A 20,683-nucleotide genomic window follows, 5' to 3' on the forward strand; every position below is an offset into this window, starting at 1 on the left:
GCCACCAGACGCTTCTGATCGGCGTCGTCTCCGCGGGCAATCACCACCGCCTCGCGTACGCCGTGGCATTGCACTAATTGCGTCTCGATTTCCCCCAGTTCAATCCGGAAACCGCGCAGCTTGACCTGAAAATCATTGCGGCCGAGATATTCGAGATGACCGTCAGGCAACCAGCGGGCAAGGTCGCCCGCCTTGTACATACGTGCACCGGGAACGTTGCTGAAGGGGTCGGGCAGGAAACGTTCTGTAGTCAGTTCATGGCGATTCAGGTAGCCACGGGCAACTCCTGCACCGGCTATATGAAGCTCACCGATGACACCGATCGGGACGGGTTGACCCTGAGTGTCGAGGAGGTATGCCCGCAGATCAGGTAACGGTTGACCGATCAGACTACCGCGTCCTGACAAAATGTCAGCTTCTGTGAGTTCACGGTAAGTGGCATGGACGGTGATTTCGGTGATGCCGTACATATTGACCAGACGGGTTTGCTGGAGTGAATTACGCGCGATCCAAGGGACGAGCGTATGCAGTTCCAATGCTTCACCGCCGAAGATGATGCAGCGCAGGGAATGTAATGTTTCATCCTGAGCCGGAATTAATTGTCGAAAAGCGCTGGGGGTTTGATTCAGGATCGTCACCTGTTCACGGCACAGCAGGGAATAGAACTTCTGCGGAGAACGGGCACAGTCTGCTGAAACCACAACAAGCCGGCCACCGTAAGTCAGGGCGCCCCATAATTCCCACACGGAGAAATCGAACGCGAAAGAGTGGAATAATGTCCAGATATCGTTGCTGTTGAACTGGAAACGATCTTGAGTGGCAGCCAGAAGGCGAGTGACATGCTCGTGCTCGACCATAACGCCTTTCGGTTGACCGGTGGAACCTGAGGTATAAATCACATAGGCCAGATGGTGTGAAGTCAGGCCGAGTGTGTGGATATCTGGATTATTGTCCGTTATGGCTGCATGGACAGACCGTTCTTCGTTATTTAGCACGACGTCACCTTGTACGACGGTATCCGGCAAGACAGTATCCAGTAAGACGGTATCCAGTAAGACGATAGAAGCAGGGCAGTCCAGTGCATCAAGTGTTTCAATCAGGGTACTTTGGGTCAGCAGAGCAACGGGGGCGGCATCGTCGAGCATATACGCCAAACGATCCGCGGGGTAGGCCGGATCGAGCGGCACATAGGCTCCGCCGGCTTTCAGAATACCCAACAACCCGATCACCATATCCAGACTGCGTTCGACGCAAATCGCCACGCGGTCGTCAGGGCGTACTCCCAGGGCAATCAGATGGTGCGCCAGACGATTGGCACGCCTGTTCAGCTCACCATAGTTTAGCGATTGTTCTTCAAAGACTACGGCAATGGCGTCTGGTGTGTCTTGGGCTTGGGCCTCGAAAAGCGTGTGGATTAAGGTATTTTGTGGCAAATCGACATGATGTGCATTGAAATCCCCCAATATCTGTTGGCGCTCTGCTTCTGCCAGGATGGGCAGTTTCACGATCGGTGTATCCAGATCGGTAATGGCTCCTTCGAGCAACGCAGCAAGGCGGGATTGGATAGCCATAACCTCGGTGGTGCTCAGGTAGTCAGTAGAGAAATTGAATTCAATCGTGACGGGAGAGCGATCATCTTCAAGGCCGGTGGTGTATTGCTTGATAATGACTGAAAGAGGGTATAGCACACCATGGTGCGTTTCTAAAAATTTGATATGGGTGTCTTCCCCTTCCATATGCAGATTGCTTTTAAACGGCTCAAATGACAATGCAATGTCAAATAATTGTGTACGCCCCGTTTTCTGCTGGATTTGGGTTTGTCGATTGATCTCTGCAATGGGCAAGCGTTGGTGTTTATAGCAACGACTCAGCTCTGTGGCGGCTTTGTGTATGACATCAAGGAATGTATCCTCAGGGGAAATGGTCACTCCAACCGGGATCACGGATGCGAACATGCCCATCGTGCGTTTTTGTCGGGTATTTTTGCGGTTGTGCACGGGAATGCCGATGACAATTTCCTTCGCATCCGTCGTCCGGGCAAAATAGCAAGCCAGAACGGCATACATTAAATGCAGGACGGATAATCCATACTGAGCCACCGTTTCTTCGATACGTTGAAACAGTGTCTGGTCTATGTGCCAAAAAAGAGGTTCGGCTCGCCCGTGGTTATTTGCCTGGTTGGGATTGACCGGCGGGAGCAAGGGTGGCGGCAGGCTTTTATAGCGTTGCAACCAGAATTGTAAATCGTGTGAGTAGCGTTGAGAAGCAAGGTAAGTCTGGTCATCCGCAATGAAATCCAGATAAGAGGGAGCGGCCTTGTTCAGGATTTCTCCCCTTACCAGATAATTATAGGCTTCGACAATATCCTCAAGGAATAGGCCCAAACCGATACCATCAATGATCAAATGATGACAGCAAAACTGCCAGTAGCAGCGTGTATGGCTGACGCGCAATAATTCAGAACGCCACAGTGTTTCATCATCCAAGTGGAACGGAAGCATGAACAGGGTATCGATATGTTGTCTGGCCTGGTCTTCTGCGTCTACATGTGGTGAAAAATCGTGCGTGACCACGGGCATAGGGTGAGTATCAGCAACCGCTTGAAGGGGAAAATCGTGGGTTTGGATGAAGTGTAAGCGCAGTGTGTCATGGCGAGAAACAACGGCTCTAAAAGCAAGATTGAATAAGATTTCATCCAATTTCCCGTCGATACAGATAAAAAACCCGATGTTGTAGTTGGAAGAATCGGGATGAATAACCTGATCGAGCCAGATAACTTGTTGAGGTGAGCTAAGAGGCTGTGCATGAAAGGGAAAAGAATCATCATTATCAACTGACAAGGAAATTTCTGAGAAGCGATTGTAGTTGCGTGACATACTCAATTTCTCCGGGTAGTAGTTTAAGCCCAATCTGATACTTCGATTTGGAAAGGAGAGAATTATCAAATTTAATTAACTGAATTTTGGGAAAAACTGTAATAAAAAAATGCACTTGACATGTATTGCAGAAAAAGAAATTTAGATTTAAATATGTCTCATTAGGTGCAATTAATAGACAAATTAATTTAATTGTTATGCGGTGTCGATATTTTTTTGTTGATAAAAGCAGCGTGGTAAGTGTGAGCGTTATGGTGAAATAAAGTGTATTTATGTGATTATTAAGGGGAAATATTGGTATTAATTAATCTTATATTTTTTTGTTGTTAATTATATAAAGCAATGATTTTCTCTCAGAGAATAAACAGTAACTAAACAGCTATTGGTAATTTGATTTATTTTATTTGATAATTTATTTTCTATTATTTAGCACCTGAATTTCTAATTAAAAGATATATAGAAGATATCCAGCGACAGTTTTTTCTCTTTGAGGTAATAAGCTATTTTTGAGGTAATAAGCTATTTTGCGATGTCATGACACTGTTATTCTCATTGCAGGATGAAAAAAATAACAAATCGTATCGACATTGAATGGTGATTTAATTTATTTATCTATAATCGTTTTTATTATTTCAATTTTTAATTGAAAATTCTTACCTTGAAATAGGCACTTAATTCACTTTCTTGTTCAGAATTAAGATTTATACCCAAAATACGGGGAGTCTGCATTGGGCTGCTTGAAACGGGAGTATTTATTTTGCCAAGACACCTAAGTACCGATACCTCTTGGAGTGAAATTAAAGCAACGGGGTCTAAACGACCAGCCATCCGGCTTTTGCTCTCTCTTATGCACAGTTCTCGTTGGACATTGATCATTGCCACTGTTTCTTGTGTTATTAACGGTGTTTCCAGCGTGTCATTGGTCACTTTAATTAACGGTTCCTTAAATGCGTCAGGCGATGAACATGTTTCTCTTGCCTGGCGCTTTGGGCTACTGGCGTTGCTGGCGCTCATCAGCCGTGTGTTTGGTGGTGTGGTGTTCGCCAAACTGAGTCAGGGGACGATGGCTAAAATGCGTGAACACATATCAACCCGTGTTGCCTGCGCGCCATTTCGTCAGATCGAGATACTCGGTACTTCACGCGCGCAGTCTATCATCACTGAAGATGCAACCAATGTGTCGTTGTTGTTCTTCGCGCTGCCTAATATCGTGATGCAAGGCTCAATTGTACTCGGTTGTCTGGCTTATTTGGCTTGGCTATCGTGGGCAGTCTTTTTTCTGGCGTTGGTCGTCGTCTTTATCGGTTCACTCGGTTATGCTCTTGGCGGCGGTCAGGCACTGGCTTCGCTGGAAGCGGCAGGTAAAGCGCAGGATCGCTTGTTTACTCACTTCAATGCCCTGTTCTCTGGCGCCAAAGAGTTGAAATTGCATCTCGCCCGTGCCCATACCTTTCTCAACAGTATACTCGGCAATGAGATCAACGCGGTACGTCAACATCGAACCCGTGCTTATGGAGCCTATGCTTTTGGCGTCGGTTGGATACTTTTTTTGTTTTACGTGTTTCTGGGTGTGGTGGTGTTTGCTCCTGCTGCTTTGCCTGGTCTTGAACCTACTGTGTTGGCTGGCTATGTGATTGTATTTCTATTTATGCTTGTCCCATTGGATAGCCTGTTGAATAACTTGCCGATATTGAATACAGCCCGAGTATCATTGAACCGAATCGAGCAGGTGCTGATTAAACTGAACGAACAGGAACACATGGAGCAGCCGGTTGCCATCAATCAATTCGGTGAAGTCAGTTCACTGCGTTTGTCTGCGCTTACCCATAGTTATTACCGAGAGAAAGAGGATGGGGTATTTCAGCTAGGCCCGATCGACATGGAACTCAAACGTGGTGAAATTACTTTTCTGATCGGCGGTAACGGCAGTGGAAAAACGACACTTGCCAAGTTACTCGTTGGTCTCTACACGCCAGAAAGCGGTACGATTAGCCTTGATGGTCATGTTGTCAGCGATGATCACTGTGCGGATTACCGCCAGCTATTTTCGGCGGTTTTCTCCGATTTTCATCTGTTCGAAACTCTGGTGGGTATGGATAATACTGATTCAGCACTGGATGCCCGGGCCAACAGGTTGATCGCCAAGCTGCATCTGGAACATAAAGTTAAAGTCGAAAATGGGCGATTTTCGACCCGTGATCTGTCTCAAGGCCAACGGAAACGCCTTGCATTGGTGGTTGCCTATTTGGAAGACAGGCCGTTCTACTTGTTTGATGAATGGGCTGCGGATCAAGATCCACAGTTTAAGGCGGTGTTTTATCGCGAATTGCTGCCTGAGCTGGCCGCGAGTGGCAAGGCGGTATTAGTGATTACCCATGACGATAGCTTTTTTCACTTGGCTGACCATTGCCTGAAATTGGAAAATGGTAAATTGTTCGTTCACGGTACATCGGCGGCATTGATAACCCTGGGTTAAAAAGGTATTAAAAATCAGATTAAAAACAAGTGGCTGCCAAAACAGCCACTTGTACGGTAAGTATCTAGTGCACCGTTACCGTTCTTTGGGGAACGGAGCGGCATTTCAGCCTTTCGGGTAATTTAATTCCTGCCATAACGCAGCGATAAATGGCTCGACGTTGGGTATGGACAACATGGTTATATGGTTGCCGGACACCCGCATCATGCTTAACTCAGTGACGTAGGTTTTCCATTGTCTGGCATGGGCTTGAGCTTCATCTATATTCTCCTCTTTCGCATTGATCAAATGTACCCGCCCGTCATAGTTGGTACGAGGCGTATAGCACGTATTCAGATTGGCGTGCATGACTTGGACAATTCCCTGCAACAATGATATAGGCGAATTAGCCGTGAAAAGCCTAGAACTCACCAGAGCCTGATGTAGATACTGAAGCTGTTCACTGTGATCCTGACCCTCAAAATCCTGTTGCGTGAGTGGCAACGGCTGGCGGAGCATCATGTTGTAGATGTTAATTAATTCCATTAGCGTCCCGATACGGTTGAATGATTCAGGCTTGCAGCCTTGCGGCGTAGGTGCTTCGGTATCAATAAGAATAAGGTCAGCGACCTGCTCCCCCTGCGCTTGTAGCTGTAACGCTATCTCGAAGGCAATCCAACCACCAAAAGAATGGCCCAATAGGTGATAGGGGCCTTTGGGCTGGGTTTGACGGATTGTTTTAAGATAATCACGGGCAGCCTCTTCGACACTGACATAAGGCGGAAGCTGGGGATTGGTCAAACCGCGTGACTGCAAGACATAGACAGGCAGAGATGACGGGAACGACAAGGCAAGCTCAAGCAGGCTGGAAGCGCTGGCACCTGCACCCGGCATGCAGAACAGCGGTGAGTGTGTTTGAGAACCACTTTGGAGGGCCACCAGTGGATCGTAATGGGATGTCGGCAATGAAAGTCCGGTTATAGAGTCCGCCATTTGGTTGGGCGAGGGGGACGGTATGATGGTGTGGTGTGTACCGTCAGGATGGAACATGGAAGTGTCACCCACAGCCAAAGCCAGCTCACACAAGGTTGGGTGAATGAACAAGGCTGACAATGGCATTTCCATGTTTTGCTCACGCATACGGGCCAGCAGTTGTATCGCTATCAATGAATGACCACCCAGCTTGAAGAAATTGTCATGGCGACCCACCTGTTCCAGTTTCAGCAATTTCTGCCAGATCTGGGCCAGTGTCGTTTCCACGTCACCGATAGGGGCTTCATAGTTGTGTGTCGTAATTGCAACGGCAGACGAGGCAGATGCGGGCGGAGCCTGACGATCGAGCTTGTCATCGGGGTGAATCAGCCATTGTGGGTGCTCGGTATCCGGTAGGATGGAGAGGTTCACGATCGGCCGTTGTGGTTCGGTTTCCAATGCTTTAACCAGATTAGCCAGAGCGGTCGTCATATAGGCGATCAGACGGGTGGGATCGATGCCTGGCACGGTTTGGGCAGCCAACCGGAAGCCTTTGCCCAAATCATCCACGGCCAAGTAGAGGGGATAGTTAGTCCTCTCCTGCGCTGTTATCAAGCGTATACCTTCCCACGTGTTGCGGGTCGCATCTGATTGGCTATGGCGATAGTTGAGCAGTGCGGTGAAGAGCGGCAAGGGGGGAACTACACTGCTACAGCGTTGGGCCAGTGCCAGCGGTGCCTGCTCGTGTTCCAGCAGTTGTGTCAAACTGCGGTAGGCTGCTTGCACGGTCTCTTGTGCGCTGTTCCCTGCAAGTTGGAGCCGCACTGGCAGGGTGTTGATAAACAGACCCGGAATCCGATTGATATCGGTTCCTCCCTGCATACGTCCCAGCAAAACTGTCCCGAAGACCACATCATCCCGCTCACTTAATTTTGCCAGCACTAGCGCCCACGCAACATGAAACAGCACACCGGGACTGACTCCCTGACGGCGTGCTTGCGCGCGGATAGCTCTGGCCAGTTTTGCATTAAGTCGCTTTATGATCTCTGTTACCTGTCTATCTCCACTGTAGACATCCAGTATCCCGTAGGGCGCAGTCGGCGCATCCACGTCGGCAAGCGCCTCACGGAAATAGGCCTCGTGGTCTGACGTCGGCACCCTCAGGGACTGGGCGATAAAATGACGGTAAGTCGCTACCGGAGCCAAGTGCCCGGTACGGTGATGCAATAGTTCATAGATTTCAGTGATGATCATGTCCAGCGACATATGGTCATTGAGCATATGGTGGCAGCACAGGGCCAACAGCCACTCACCCTGATGCGGATCATGGGCGATATCGGCGGAGAAGAGCGGGGCCTGACTTACATTAAGGCGACGCTGGTATGGATCGGTATGTGCCAGCAACTGAGACGGGACGTCTTTGTCGCTGTCCGGCACGAAGGTATTAACGTGCAGGGATGCCTGTCGCCAGACGATTTGCACCGGTTTTGTTAATCCTTGCCAGCAGACAGCGGTACGCAGAATATCATGGCGGTTGATGACCTGTTGAAAGGCCGCCAGAAAGGCATCAAGGCGCTCGCGGGTGTCGAAAGCAAGCAAGATGTGTAACAGATAAATATCCCCTTGTGTTTGCAGTAGATGATGGAACAGCATGCCTTCCTGTAATGGCGCGAGCGGGTAGATATCTTGGATATTGGCAGCACCACCGGAAAGGGTTGCGGCGATGGTATCAATCTCGTGTTGCGTCAGGCAGATCAGAGGCAACATGTCAGGGGTGATGGCGGTACATCCGTCAGGGATAAGATTGGGCGGTACGGAAAATGTAGCCGCGTTGTCTTGGGCTGTGAGCATTGCTTTCGCCATCTCGGCCAGCACGGGTGTAGAAAACACAGTACGGATATCAAGGCCATGACCCTGATTACGCAGCCGTTCGATCAGATGGACTACCATCAGCGAATGACCACCGAGTTCAAAGAAATGGTCATAACGGCTCACTTTTTCCAGCCCCAACAATGCTTGCCAAATTTTGGCCAAGGCTATTTCCATGTCGGTGGTTGGTGCTTCATAAGCGCGGGTCACGATCGCCGTCTGATCTGGCATCGGCAATGCCTTACGATCGAGCTTGCCATTGGGTGCCAGCGGGAAAGCATCAAGTGTTACAAAGGCGCTGGGCAGCATATAGTCGGCGAGGTGCTGTGCCAGCTGCTGGCGCAATTCCGCCGGCACTAATTCCACATTCGGTTCGGCGAGCAGATAAGCGACAAGGCGCTTTTCACCCGATATTTCTTTAGCGGTAATAGATTGATGGGGAAGGAATTCACGGGCCAACACGATAGCCTCACGTACGCCGTGACATTGTACCAATCTGGCTTCAATTTCCCCCAGTTCAATACGGAAACCGCGTATCTTGACCTGAAAATCATTACGGCCAAGGTACTCGATATTGCCGTCAGGCCGCCAGCGACCCAGATCACCGGTTTTATACATGCGGGCATTGGGGCGGTCGCTGAATGGATCAACGATAAATTTCTCTGCCGTCAGTTCCGGTTGGTTCGAATAACCACGGGCGATACCCATGCCACCGATATGGATTTCGCCGCTCACACCGATAGGAACTGGCTGACCGAGTGTATCCAAAATATAGATGCGGGTATTGGACAACGGGTGACCAATTGGAATGTTGTCAGTGATAGTCGATGTATGTTTGCTATCTATCAGCATTGCCGTGGCGGTGACAGTCACTTCGGTGGGGCCATAGGCGTTGAACCAACGGCAGGACTGTGTCTCTGGGCACGATAGCCAATCCATTAAATAGCGGTGTTCCACTTTATCGCCACCCACAATAACGGTGTGCAGATATGGGCTGAAACCGCCGCGTCCGGCCACTATTTCCTGTACCCAGTGGTGCCAGAAAGCGGTCGGTATATTTATGATAGTCACTTTTTGTTCGCGCAAGAAGTCGACAAAAGTAATATCCGGTATTTTGATATGGGATGGTCGCAGAACCAGCGTAGCGCCCGATGCCAGAGTGGGGAAAATATCCGATACCGAAATATCAAACGCGACGGTTACAAATTGCAGAATACGATCGCCCAATTGGGGCTTACTGATCTGACATTGGGCATGGATAAGGCTCACTACATTGTGATGTTCCAGCATGACGCCTTTTGGGCGTCCGGTTGAACCAGAAGTGTAGATGATATAGGCCAAATGGTGCGGCTGAAGCCCCATTTGCTTGCTGTCAGGGTTATGCGCAGGCTGTTTCGCCATGCTATTTTGATGAATTTCATCGTCCAATAGCCAGATGGGCAGGTCTTGTATTGGCAAGCATGTTTGTAAATGCTGTTGTAAATGTTGCTGTAAGTGCTTCTGAGTCAGCAATATTGCGGGTTTGCTGTCCGACAATTGATAGACCAGCCGTTCGGTGGGGTATTCTGGATCGAGGGGGATATAACCCGCTCCCGCTTTTAAGATCCCGAACAGTCCGATGATCATGTCTAAACCCCGGTCAACACAAATCGCCACCCGATCGTCAGGGCGAATGCCAAAGGCAATCAGGCTGTGCGCCAGTTGATTGGCCCGGTGGTTCAGTTCCTGATAGCTCAGTGATTGATCTTCAAAGACCACGGCCGTGGCGTCCGGTGTGCGTTGCACTTGCGCTTCAAACAGTTGATGAATGAACAATTGATGAATGAACACTTGATGAGTCAACGCATTGTGTGGGAATCCGGCCTGAGCGGGGTTGAAGTCGATCAGTAACTGTTGGCGCCCGGCAACGGATAATATCGGCAGACGGGCAATGGCCTGCGTTTCATCGGCCGCCATGCTGGTCAGCACATTCGTGAGATAACTGACCATGCGTTCAACTGTCGCACGATCAAACAGGTCTGAAGCATATTCCAGATAGCCACCAAGGCCATTCAGAGTTTCAGTGAGTGACAGCGTCAGGTCAAAGTGTGCGCTGCGATGTGCCTGTTCCATCAATGAGACGGACAAACCGGGTAATTCAAAGGCCTGGGCAGGCGTATTGTCCAGAGCCAGCATGACCTGAAAGATCGGGCTGTAGCTCAGGCTACGGTGAGGTTGCAGGGCTTTCACCAGCTGTTCAAAAGGCAGGTCTTGATGCGCATAAGCGGCCAACGCCCGTTCGCGGACGTGGGCGAGCAATTCTGCCACGGTGTTGCAATTCTCCAGCTCGACCCGTAATGGCAGGGTATTGACGAAAAGGCCGATCAGTCCTTCCAGTTCACTCCGTTGGCGGTTAGCGACGGGGGTGCCGATGACGATATCATCCTGACCACTCAAGCGGGCAAGCACGATCCCCCAAGCTGCCAGCAGGGTCATAAATAACGTGGTGCCCTGACGCTGTCCGAGCGACCGGAGTGCGGTCAATAAGTCAGCATCCAGATGGACAGGCACGTGACTGCCTGTGTAATGCTGTTCTGGTGGGCGTGGCCGGTCGGTGTGGAGATCCAGCAGTGCCGGCGCGCCCTGAAGTTGCTGTTGCCAGAAACTCCGTTGTGCGGTGAGAACTTCACCCCGCAGCCACTCTTGTTGCCAGATGGCATAGTCGGCGTACTGAATAGGCAGGGATGGCAGAGGATCATCATGTTTCTCAAGTGCAGCACGGTAGAGGGCGCCCAGTTCACGGATCAATATCCCCACTGACCAGCCGTCAGTGATAATGTGGTGTTGGGTGAGGATCAATACATGTTCTTCATCCGCGAGTTGCAGCAATTGACCCCGAACCAGTGATTCTTTGGCGAAATCAAACGGAGTTCGTGTTTCGAGTTCCACGAGTTTATCAATACGGGTTATGCGGGAGGTTTCGTCTAATCCGCGCAGATCCTGACGGGTCAGATTAAATCCGATATCTGCGGCGTCGATGTTCTGGTAAGGCTGTTCATCAACGAGGATAAAACGGGTGCGCAGACTTTCATGTCGGGTGACGAGACGATCAAGCGCGGTCGTCAATGCTGAGTGATCGAGTTGTCCGCTGAGGCGCAGGACTGCCGGGATATGATAGGCCAGACTGGCTGCGGGATCGAGTTGAGCGAGGAACCACAGGCGTTGCTGGGCGAAAGAGAGCGGCAATGGCTGACGGCGATCGGCAGCAGGAATGGCAGTCAGAGTAGCCACTGATGCGTTGATGAGCACGGTAGCCAGATCAGTGAGAACTGGATGGGCAAAGAGTTGCGGCAAAGACAATTCCCGCGCCAGTTTCTGACGTATCCGTGCGGCGAGCTGGACAGCGAGCAGGGAATGGCCGCCCAGTTCAAAGAAATGGTCATTACGCCCTACCTTTTCTAGTCTCAGCAGCTCCTGCCAGATTTCGGCGAGTGCCATTTCAGTGTTACCGATGGGGGCTGCATAGCCGCGTGTCGCAATGGCAGACTGGTCAGGGGCGGGCAGTGCTTGACGGTCGAGTTTTCCGTTGGGCGTCAGCGGGAAGGCATTAAGCGTCACAAAGGCGCTGGGCAGCATATACTCGGTAAGGTGTTGCGCGAGTTGCTGGCGCAGTTCCGCTGGCTCCAGTTCAACACCCGCTTGAGGCAGCAGATAGGCAACCAGTTGCTTCTGCCCCGGCCTATTTTCAGCGGAACTGTTTTCATCGGAATTGTTTTTATCGGAATTGTTTTCATCGGAAATATCTTCGCGAGCCAGCACCACGGCTTCGCGTACCCCGTGGCATTGTACCAGTTGAGCCTCAATTTCACCCAGTTCGATACGGAACCCACGTATCTTGACCTGAAAATCGTTGCGACCGAGGTATTCAATATTGCCGTCAGGCAGCCAGCGGCCCAGATCGCCGGTTTTGTACATGCGGGTTTCCTGTATGCCGGAGAACGGATCGGGTAGGAAGCGTTCTGCCGTCAGTTCTGGGCGGTTGAGGTAACCGCGGGCAACACCGGCACCGGCGATATGGATTTCTCCCGCAACACCGAGTGGGGCTGGTTGACCGTCGGTGTTGAGGATATAGATTTGGGTATTGGCGATTGGGCGCCCAATATGAGGGGTAAAGCCCGTTGTCCGGTTCATGCGTACCCAAGTTGAATAGGTTGTCGTCTCCGAGGGGCCGTACAAATTGCATATATCTTGTACAGAAGTTCGCGTGAACAATTGTCCAACGATATGGGGTTTCAGGGCTTCACCAGCCAAATTGACTGTGCGGGCAGCCGCAGGGATCGCGTTGGTGTCGATCAAATGTGCGATAGCCGATGGCACTGTATTTATCAGGCTGACTGCTTGTTTTGTGCTGGTCAGTGAAAGTGCATTAGGGACAAGATGTACCGTGCCACCCGAAATAAGCGGTGCAAAACATTCGTACACGGCCAAGTCAAAATTCAGTGAGGTCGCGAAAAGGGTATGTGCCAATTCCTCAGGGCAGAATGTTTGCTGTGCCCAAGTGAGGAAATTCACCGTATTGCGATGTTCGATCGCCACTCCTTTGGGCAGTCCGGTCGAACCCGAAGTATAAATCACATAGGCCAGATGGTGTGAAGTCAGGCCCTGTGCCTGTGAGTCTGGATTATCGGGCTGCATGGCATCAAGGAACGGTGCTGGGTTGTCGAGTACCACTGTAGGCACAGAACAGGCTAGCGGGTCGACCAGCGTCATTTGGGTAAGTACTATCTTCGGTGTCGCGTCTTCAAGCATATACGCCAGCCGTTCGGCGGGATAGGTCGGATCGAGCGGCACATAGGCCCCGCCGGCTTTCAAAATACCCAATAAACCGACCACCATAGCCAGACTGCGTTCGACACAAAGTGCTACCCGGTCATCAGGGCGTACCCCCAGCGCAATCAGATGATGAGCCAGACGATTAGCCCGGCGGTTCAGTTCATCATAACTCAGGGATTGTTTGTCAAAGACGACGGCGATGGCGTCGGGATGGTGTTGCACCTGTGCTTCGAACAGTTGATGGATCAACGTATCTTGCGGGAAGTCGGCCTGAGTGGCGTTAAAATCGACCAGCAATTGCTGACGCTCTGTTGCGGGCAGAATGGGGATGAGCATGATCGGTCTTTGGGGCTCAGTGTTCAAGGCTTCCACCAGACCCGTCAGCGCAGCGGTCATATAGGCGATCAGACGCGTCGGATCGATGCCCGATACGGCTTGAGCAACCAAACTGAATCCTTCACCCAAATCGTCCACGGACAAGGTGAGGGGATAGTTGGTTCTCTCCTGTACCGCCAGCAGGCGTATACCTTCCCACGCGATATGGATTGCATCTGGTTGACTATGACGATAGTTGAGTAGTGCGCTGAAGAGAGGCAGGGACGGTGCCACACCGCTACAGCGCTGCGCCAGTGCCAGTGGTGCCTGCTCGTGCTCTAGCAACCCCATCAAACCGCGGTAAGCTGCTTGAACAGTCGCTTGTACACTGTTTTCTGCCAGCCGGATCCGCACAGGCAGGGTATTAATAAACAGCCCCAAAACCCGCTCGATGCCGATATTCCCCTGCATACGCCCCAGCAAGACCGTGCCGAAGACCACATCATCCCGCCCACTGGTGTGTGCCAGAACCTGTGCCCATGCGACATGGAACAGCACACTGGGACTCACTCCCTGACGGCGGGCCTGCATACGGATCGCCTTGGCCAGAGTTGTGTCAATTGACTGGGTGACTTCCATTATCTGTCTATCCCCGCTGAGGACATCCAGTATCCCGAAGGGCGCGGTCGGAGCATTAATATCAGCGAGTACTTCACGGAAGTAAGTTTCGTGTTCTGATGCCGCCACTCGCAGGGATTGGGCGATAAAATTGCGGTAAGGCAATGCCGCAGGTAATTTCTCGATACACAAATTTTCAGCCCGCTTGTTTTTGGTATGACTGTTTTCGACATAACAGTGCATCAGTTCTCTGATTTCAGCGATGATAAATTCCAGCGTCATATGGTCACTGACCAGATGGTGGAAGCACAAGGCCAGCAACCACTCATTCTGATGCGGGTCATGGGCAATGTCGGCCGAGAAGAGTGGGGCTTGACTCACATCAAGGCGGCGCTGGTACGGATCGGTATGCGCCAGCAATTGGGGAAAAACATTCTGTTCGCCTTCCGGTACAAACGTGTTAATGCACAGGGGGGCTTGACGCCAGACAACTTGCACTGGCTTTGCTAACCCTTGCCAACAGGCGGCGGTGCGTAGGATATCATGGCGGTTAATGACCTGTTGCAAGGCTGCCAGAAAGGCATCAAGGCGCTCGCGGGTGTCGAAAGCAAACAAGTTGCGTAATAGATAAGCATCGCCCTGTGTTTGCAGTAGATGATGGAACAGAATGCCTTCCTGTAGTGGTGCAAGCGGGTAGATATCTTGAATATTGGCGTCGCCATCGGGAATGGCGGCGGCGATGGTATCAATCTCGTTTTGGGACAAAGAGACCAAAGTCAACATGTCAGGCGTGATGGCGGTACAGCCATCAGGGATGAGATTAGGCGGCACCGTGAACGTGGCTGTGTTGTCCTTAGCTGCCAGCATCGCTTTCGCCATTTCGGTCAGCACGGGTGTAGCGAACACAGTATGGATATCAAGAACCCAACCCAAACTGTGCAGCCGTTCGATCAGATTGACCGCCATCAGCGAATGCCCGCCTAGTTCGAAGAAGTGGTCATGGCGGCCAATATTGTCCAATCCCAGTAACGTTTGCCAAATCCGGGCCAGCGCGGTTTCTGCTTTACTCACAGGCGCTTCGTAGCCGCGTGTTACGATTGCCGCCTGATCCGGTTCCGGCAAGGCCTGACGGTCGAGTTTGCCATTGGGCGTCAGCGGGAAAGTGCCGAGCGTCACAAAGGCACTGGGGATCATATACTCGGCAAGTTGCTGTGAGAGTTGTTGGCGTAGTTCTGCCGGCACCAATTCCGTATTTGGTTCGGCGAGCAGGTAAGCGACAAGGCGCTTCTGATCTGAAATATCCTCACGGGCAACCACAACGGCTTCGCGCACACCGTGGCATTGGGTGAGGCGAGCTTCTATTTCCCCCAGCTCAATTCGGAAGCCGCGCAGTTTGACCTGAAAATCGTTGCGGCCAATGTATTCAATATTGCCGTCAGGCAGCCACCGGGCCAGATCGCCGGTTTTGTACATGCGTGCTCCGGCTACCGTCGAGAAAGGATCAGGCAGGAATCGTTCCGCTGTCAGTTCTGGGCGGTTAAGGTAGCCTCGGGCGACACCAACACCGCCGATATAGATTTCCCCCATGACACCGATCGGAACGGGTTGGCTGTGGGCATCAAGGAGATAAATTTGAGTATTGGCGATGGGGCGACCAATCGGCGGAGCATTTTTTGCCTGACTGTCACATGGATAAAGGGTGGCACAGACGGCGATTTCCGTCGGCCCATAGGCATTGATCATCTGTCGCCCCTGCGCCCAACGTTTGACCAGAGTTGACGAACAAGTCTCACTCCCCACGATCAAAATTTGCAGCGTGTCGGGTATGGAGTCCATTGCCGCCAAGGCTGTGGGTGACAAGAAGGTGTGGGTAATGGCGCTGGTTTCTAAGTAACGGGACAGGGCGACACCGGGCAGGATATTGGCACGTTTGGTAAGGTGGAGGCGGGATCCCGCCAGGAGTGCCATGCAGCATTCCCAAATACAGGCATCGAAACTGTTCGAGACAAACTGTAAGACGCGACTGTCTGGGGTGAGAGACAACGTGTCTTGCTGAGTGGCAATCAAATTGCACAAACTGTGATGTTCGACCATGACCCCTTTGGGCTGCCCAGTGGAGCCGGAGGTATAAATGACATAAGCCAGATGGTGTGGGGCCAGTCCCAGTGCCTGAGTATCTGGATTCTCTTCCGACTTTTCATCCAAAACAGAACGCTCTTGAGCATTAAGCACTATGGTCGGCAGCTTACCGATTGGCCGGTTATGGATTGGAAGATTACTGCCCAGCGTTTCTACCAGAGCAGCCTGAGTAATCAGTGCCATTGGTGCTGAATCATTGAGCATATACGCCAGTCGTTCGGTTGGATAAGTTGGATCGAGCGGCACATATGCCCCACCGGCCTTGAGGATGCCCAATAATCCGACCACCATATCCAGACTGCGTTCGACACAAATCGCCACCCGATCATCTGGGCGCACACCCAGTCCAATGAGATGATGAGCCAAGCGATTGGCGTGGTGGTTTAGTTCGTCATAGCTCAGGGATTGGTCTTCAAAGACCACGGCGATGGCGTCAGGATTCTGTTGTACCTGCGCTTCGAACAGTTGATGAATCAATGCGTTTTGTGGGAAATCGGCCTGCGTGGCGTTGAAATCCACCAATATTTGCTGACGTTCTGCCTCTGGCAAGATGGGCAAATTTGCTATCGGCGTATCCGGTGCTGTGATGGCGGCATCAAGCAATACGGCAAGGCGGGATTGGAGGGTCATGACCTCTGTGGTGCTCAGGTAATCGGTAGAGAAATTGAACTCAATCGTGATGGGGTGACAGTCATCTTCAAGATAGGCGGTGTCTGTGTATTGCTTGATGATGACCGACAGAGGATAGGGTGCACCGTGGTATAGGTCAAAACGTTCGATGCGGGTATCTTCACCTTCCATGTGCAGATTGGTTTTAAACGGTTCGAGTGACAAGGTCATGTCAAATAATTGAGCACGCCCCGTTTTCTGCTGGATTTGAGCTTGTCGACTGATCTCCGCAACGGGCAAACGTTGGTGCTTATAGCAACGCCGTAATTCTGTCTCGGCTTTGTGCATGATATCAAGGAATGTGTCCGTCAGTGATACTGTCACGCCAATCGGAATAATGGACGCGAACATCCCCATTGTACTTTTTTGTCGGGCATTTTTGCGGTTGTGCACGGGAATACCAATGACAATTTCATCCGCCTCTGTTGTACGCGCGAAATAGCCAGCCAGCACGGCATACATGAAATGCAGAATGGATAATCCCTGCTGGGTTACAGTTTCATTAATACGTTGAAAAAGTGCTTTGTCTATTTGCCAAAAAAGAGGTTTGGCTTGCCCACCATTTTCTGTTTTGTTGGAGCTGGCAGGCAAGAGCAATGGTTGCGGCAGGTTTTCATAGCGTTTCCCCCAAAATTGCAAATCATGTGAGTAGCGTTGGGAAGCAAAATAAGCCCGGTCATCCGCAATGAAATCCAGATAAGAGGGAGCCGTCTCATTTAGTGCTTCTTTCCTCACCAGCTGATTGTAGGCATTGATAACTTCGCCAAGGAGCATGAACAAACTAGAGCCATCCATGATCAAATGATGGCAGCAAAATTGCCAGTACCGACGCGTATTACTTACCCGCAATATTTCGGCACGCCACAGTTCACCATCCAAGTTGAATGGGCGCATGAATTCGGCATCGATATGTTGTCTGGCTTGGGTTTCTGCGTCTAAATGCGACGAAAAATCGTGAATGGCCACGGATACAGGAAGGGTAACATCAATCTTTTGGCGAGGTAATGCGTGGGTGTTGATGAGCTGTAAACGCAATGTGTCGTGACGGGAAACAAGGGTTTTAAAGGCATGAGCGAACAAGGCTTCATTCAATTCCCCTGCGATGCAGGTAAAAAGACCAATGTTATATTTGGGAGAATCGGAATGGATAACCTGATCGAGCCAGATGACTTCCTGAGGAGAGCTAAGGGGATATGTATGAAAGAAAAGAGAATTGTTGTTATCAACTTTGTTATCAACTGCTAAGGAAATTTCTGAGGAGCGATTTTTGCTGTGTGACATACTCATTTCCGCTGTGTAGTAGTTTAGATCCAATCAGATTTTTCGATTTGGAAAGAAAAGAACTATCGATTTTGATTAACCTGAATACTTTGATTAAATTGAGTACTGAGTAAAAATAATGAATTGACTGGCTGTCATGAAATTAGAGTTTTAAACTGAAAACCTACTCTAATAAGGGTAATCACAGATAAATTAGTGAAAAATGCATGTGATGTCGATACTTTTTGTTGTCTGGAAAGGTGTGATGGGATTAGACGTCATGGTGCATGAATTGTAGTTGTATGATTATCAAAGAAAACAGCTGGATTGGGGGAGAAGGTTAATTCGGTATTGGATGGACGTGTAATGAAACCGTGTTATGAAACAAAAGAGGGAAGGGTTTTTTAAACAACCCCAGCTAACTGCATGGGGTTGTTTCATATAATACCACGCAATAAATTACGCGTTTTCTTGCTGAGTTGCCTGAATTGCAGTCAGTGCAACGGTATAAATGATATCATCAACCAGTGCGCCACGAGACAGGTCGTTAACAGGCTTGCGCATACCTTGCAGCATTGGCCCGATGGAAACCAGATCCGCAGAACGCTGTACCGCTTTATAAGTGGTGTTACCCGTATTCAGATCCGGGAAGATGAACACGGTCGCCTGACCTGCAACGGGTGAGTTTGGAGCCTTGGATTTCGCCACGTCTGCCATGATAGCCGCGTCGTACTGCAATGGGCCGTCGATGATCAGGTCTGGACGTTTTTCCTGGGCCAAACGGGTTGCTTCGCGCACTTTCTCAACATCGCTGCCCGCACCAGAGTTACCCGTGGAGTAGGAGATCATCGCAACGCGAGGCTCGATACCAAATGCTTTCGCAGAATCCGCTGATTGAATAGCGATTTCAGACAGTTGTTCTGCGGTTGGATCTGGGTTGATCGCACAGTCACCGTAAACCAATACTTGCTCTGGCAGCAACATGAAGAAGATAGAAGAAACCAGTGAGCTGTTTGGTGCAGTTTTAATTAACTGCAATGGCGGACGAATGGTGTTCGCCGTGGTGTGTACTGCACCGGAAACCAGACCGTCAACTTCGCTTTGTTCCAGCATCAGTGTGCCCAGAACGACGTTGTCTTCCAGTTGTTCGCGGGCAACCACTTCGGTCATGCCTTTGTTTTTACGCAGTTCAACCAGACGCGGAACATAACGTTCACGCACTGCCGCCGGATTAACGATTTCAATGCCCGCACCCAGTTCAACGCCTTGAGCCGCGGCTACACGACGGATTTCTTCTGGATCACCCAACAGGATACATTCTGCAATGCCACGTTCAGCACAGATAGCTGCTGCTTTAACGGTGCGTGGTTCATCGCCTTCCGGCAGAACGACACGCTTGCCAGCCTGACGCGCCAATTCGGTCAGCTGATAGCGGAATGCTGGTGGAGACAGGCGGTTCGGACGCTCTGATGCCGCGGCCAGAGAGTCGATCCACTCGCTGCTGATATGCTGTGCAACGTAGTTTTGTACTTTTTCGATCCGCTCATGGTCATCAGCCGGAACTTCCAGACTGAAACTTTGCAGGTTCAGGGAAGTCTGCCATGTGTTGGTTTTCACGGTGAAAACTGGCAGGCCAGTGCTGAATGCGCGTTCGCACAGTTCACGGATGGAGTCATCAATTGAGTAACCCCCGGTCAGCAGTACGGCACCGACTTCAATGCCATTCATGGCAGCCAGACATGCGGTGATCAGTACGTCAGGACGGTCAGCAGAAGTCACCAGCAGAGAACCCGGACGGAAGTATTCCAGCATGTTAGGGATGCTGCGGGCACAGAAAGTCACGGATTTGATGCGGCGATTTTCGATGTCACCTGCGTTGATGATGTCCGCTTTCAGGTGTTTAGCCATATCAATCGCACGGGTAGCGATCAGGTCAAAACTCCATGGAATGCAGCCGAGGATTGGCAGTGGGCTGTTTTTGAATATGGTTTTTGGATCAACGTGTACAATGGTCGCTTTGGTGGATTCGTCAAAGATTTCAGACAAATCTGGGCGAGTACGGCCTTGATCATCAACGGGTGCGTTCAGTTTGTTAACAATAACACCGATGATGTTTTGGTTCTTGATACCACCGTATTCTGCACGGCTCAGTTCAATGCGCTCTTTTAGCTGTTCTGGGGAGTTGGTGCCCAGCGCAGTCACAAATACGATTTCAGCATTCAGTGTCTTGGCGATTTCGTAGTTCAGAGATTGGGCAAACGGATGTTTGCGAGTCGGAACCAGACCTTCGATCAGAACCACTTCTGCATTTTTGGAGTTTTCGTGGTAACGCGCCACGATCTCTTCCATCAGCACGTCTTTCTTGTTGGTGGTCAGCAGTGATTCCACATGTGCCATATCCAGGGGTTCAGCAGTGTGGATGCCGGAGTGTGAGCGGATAATGGAAGTAGTTTGATCCTGAGAGCCCATTTGACGTGGTTGTGCGATAGGTTTGAAAACGCTCAGGCGGACGCCTTTTTGCTCCATGGAGCGAATGACACCCAAGCTGACACTGGTTAAACCAACGCTGGTGCCAGTGGGGATTAGCATAATTGTACGGGACACGGAAACCTCTTTAACGGTTGCTCGTCAGTCAATAAATGTGACTCAATGCGATAGGTTCAATGCTATATGAATAGACGAAATATGCACCATGAGC

Annotated in this window: 4 protein-coding genes; 1 reads left to right on the forward strand and 3 read right to left on the reverse strand. The window is 50.7% G+C overall.

The features are described from left to right. A partial coding sequence (locus tag H8A87_RS09680) for a non-ribosomal peptide synthetase (protein WP_198689767.1) occupies positions 1–2,876 on the reverse strand: 2,876 nt, incomplete at its 3' end. 757 nt (positions 2,877–3,633) lie between these two features. On the opposite strand from H8A87_RS09680, the gene H8A87_RS09685 reads away from it, so the two are divergent. Beyond that, positions 3,634–5,352, forward strand: coding sequence for a cyclic peptide export ABC transporter (locus H8A87_RS09685; protein ID WP_232370168.1), 1,719 nt, complete (start codon positions 3,634–3,636; stop codon positions 5,350–5,352). A gap of 105 nt (positions 5,353–5,457) precedes the next feature. On the opposite strand, the gene H8A87_RS09690 is transcribed toward H8A87_RS09685, so the two are convergent. Both H8A87_RS09690 and pta read right to left on the reverse strand, forming a co-directional pair. Further along, entirely contained in the window at positions 5,458–18,006 is a 12,549-nt protein-coding gene (locus tag H8A87_RS09690; protein ID WP_198689768.1) for a non-ribosomal peptide synthetase, read from the reverse strand. 438 nt (positions 18,007–18,444) lie between these two features. Beyond that, positions 18,445–20,589 carry a phosphate acetyltransferase gene (gene pta / locus H8A87_RS09695; RefSeq protein WP_198689769.1) on the reverse strand — a complete coding sequence of 715 codons (2,145 nt, stop codon included), beginning with the start codon at positions 20,587–20,589 and terminating at the stop codon, positions 18,445–18,447. Positions 20,590–20,683 lie beyond the last annotated feature (94 nt).

Origin of the sequence: Xenorhabdus lircayensis (assembly GCF_016306625.1) — a bacterium.
Lineage (GTDB): Bacteria > Pseudomonadota > Gammaproteobacteria > Enterobacterales > Enterobacteriaceae > Xenorhabdus > Xenorhabdus lircayensis.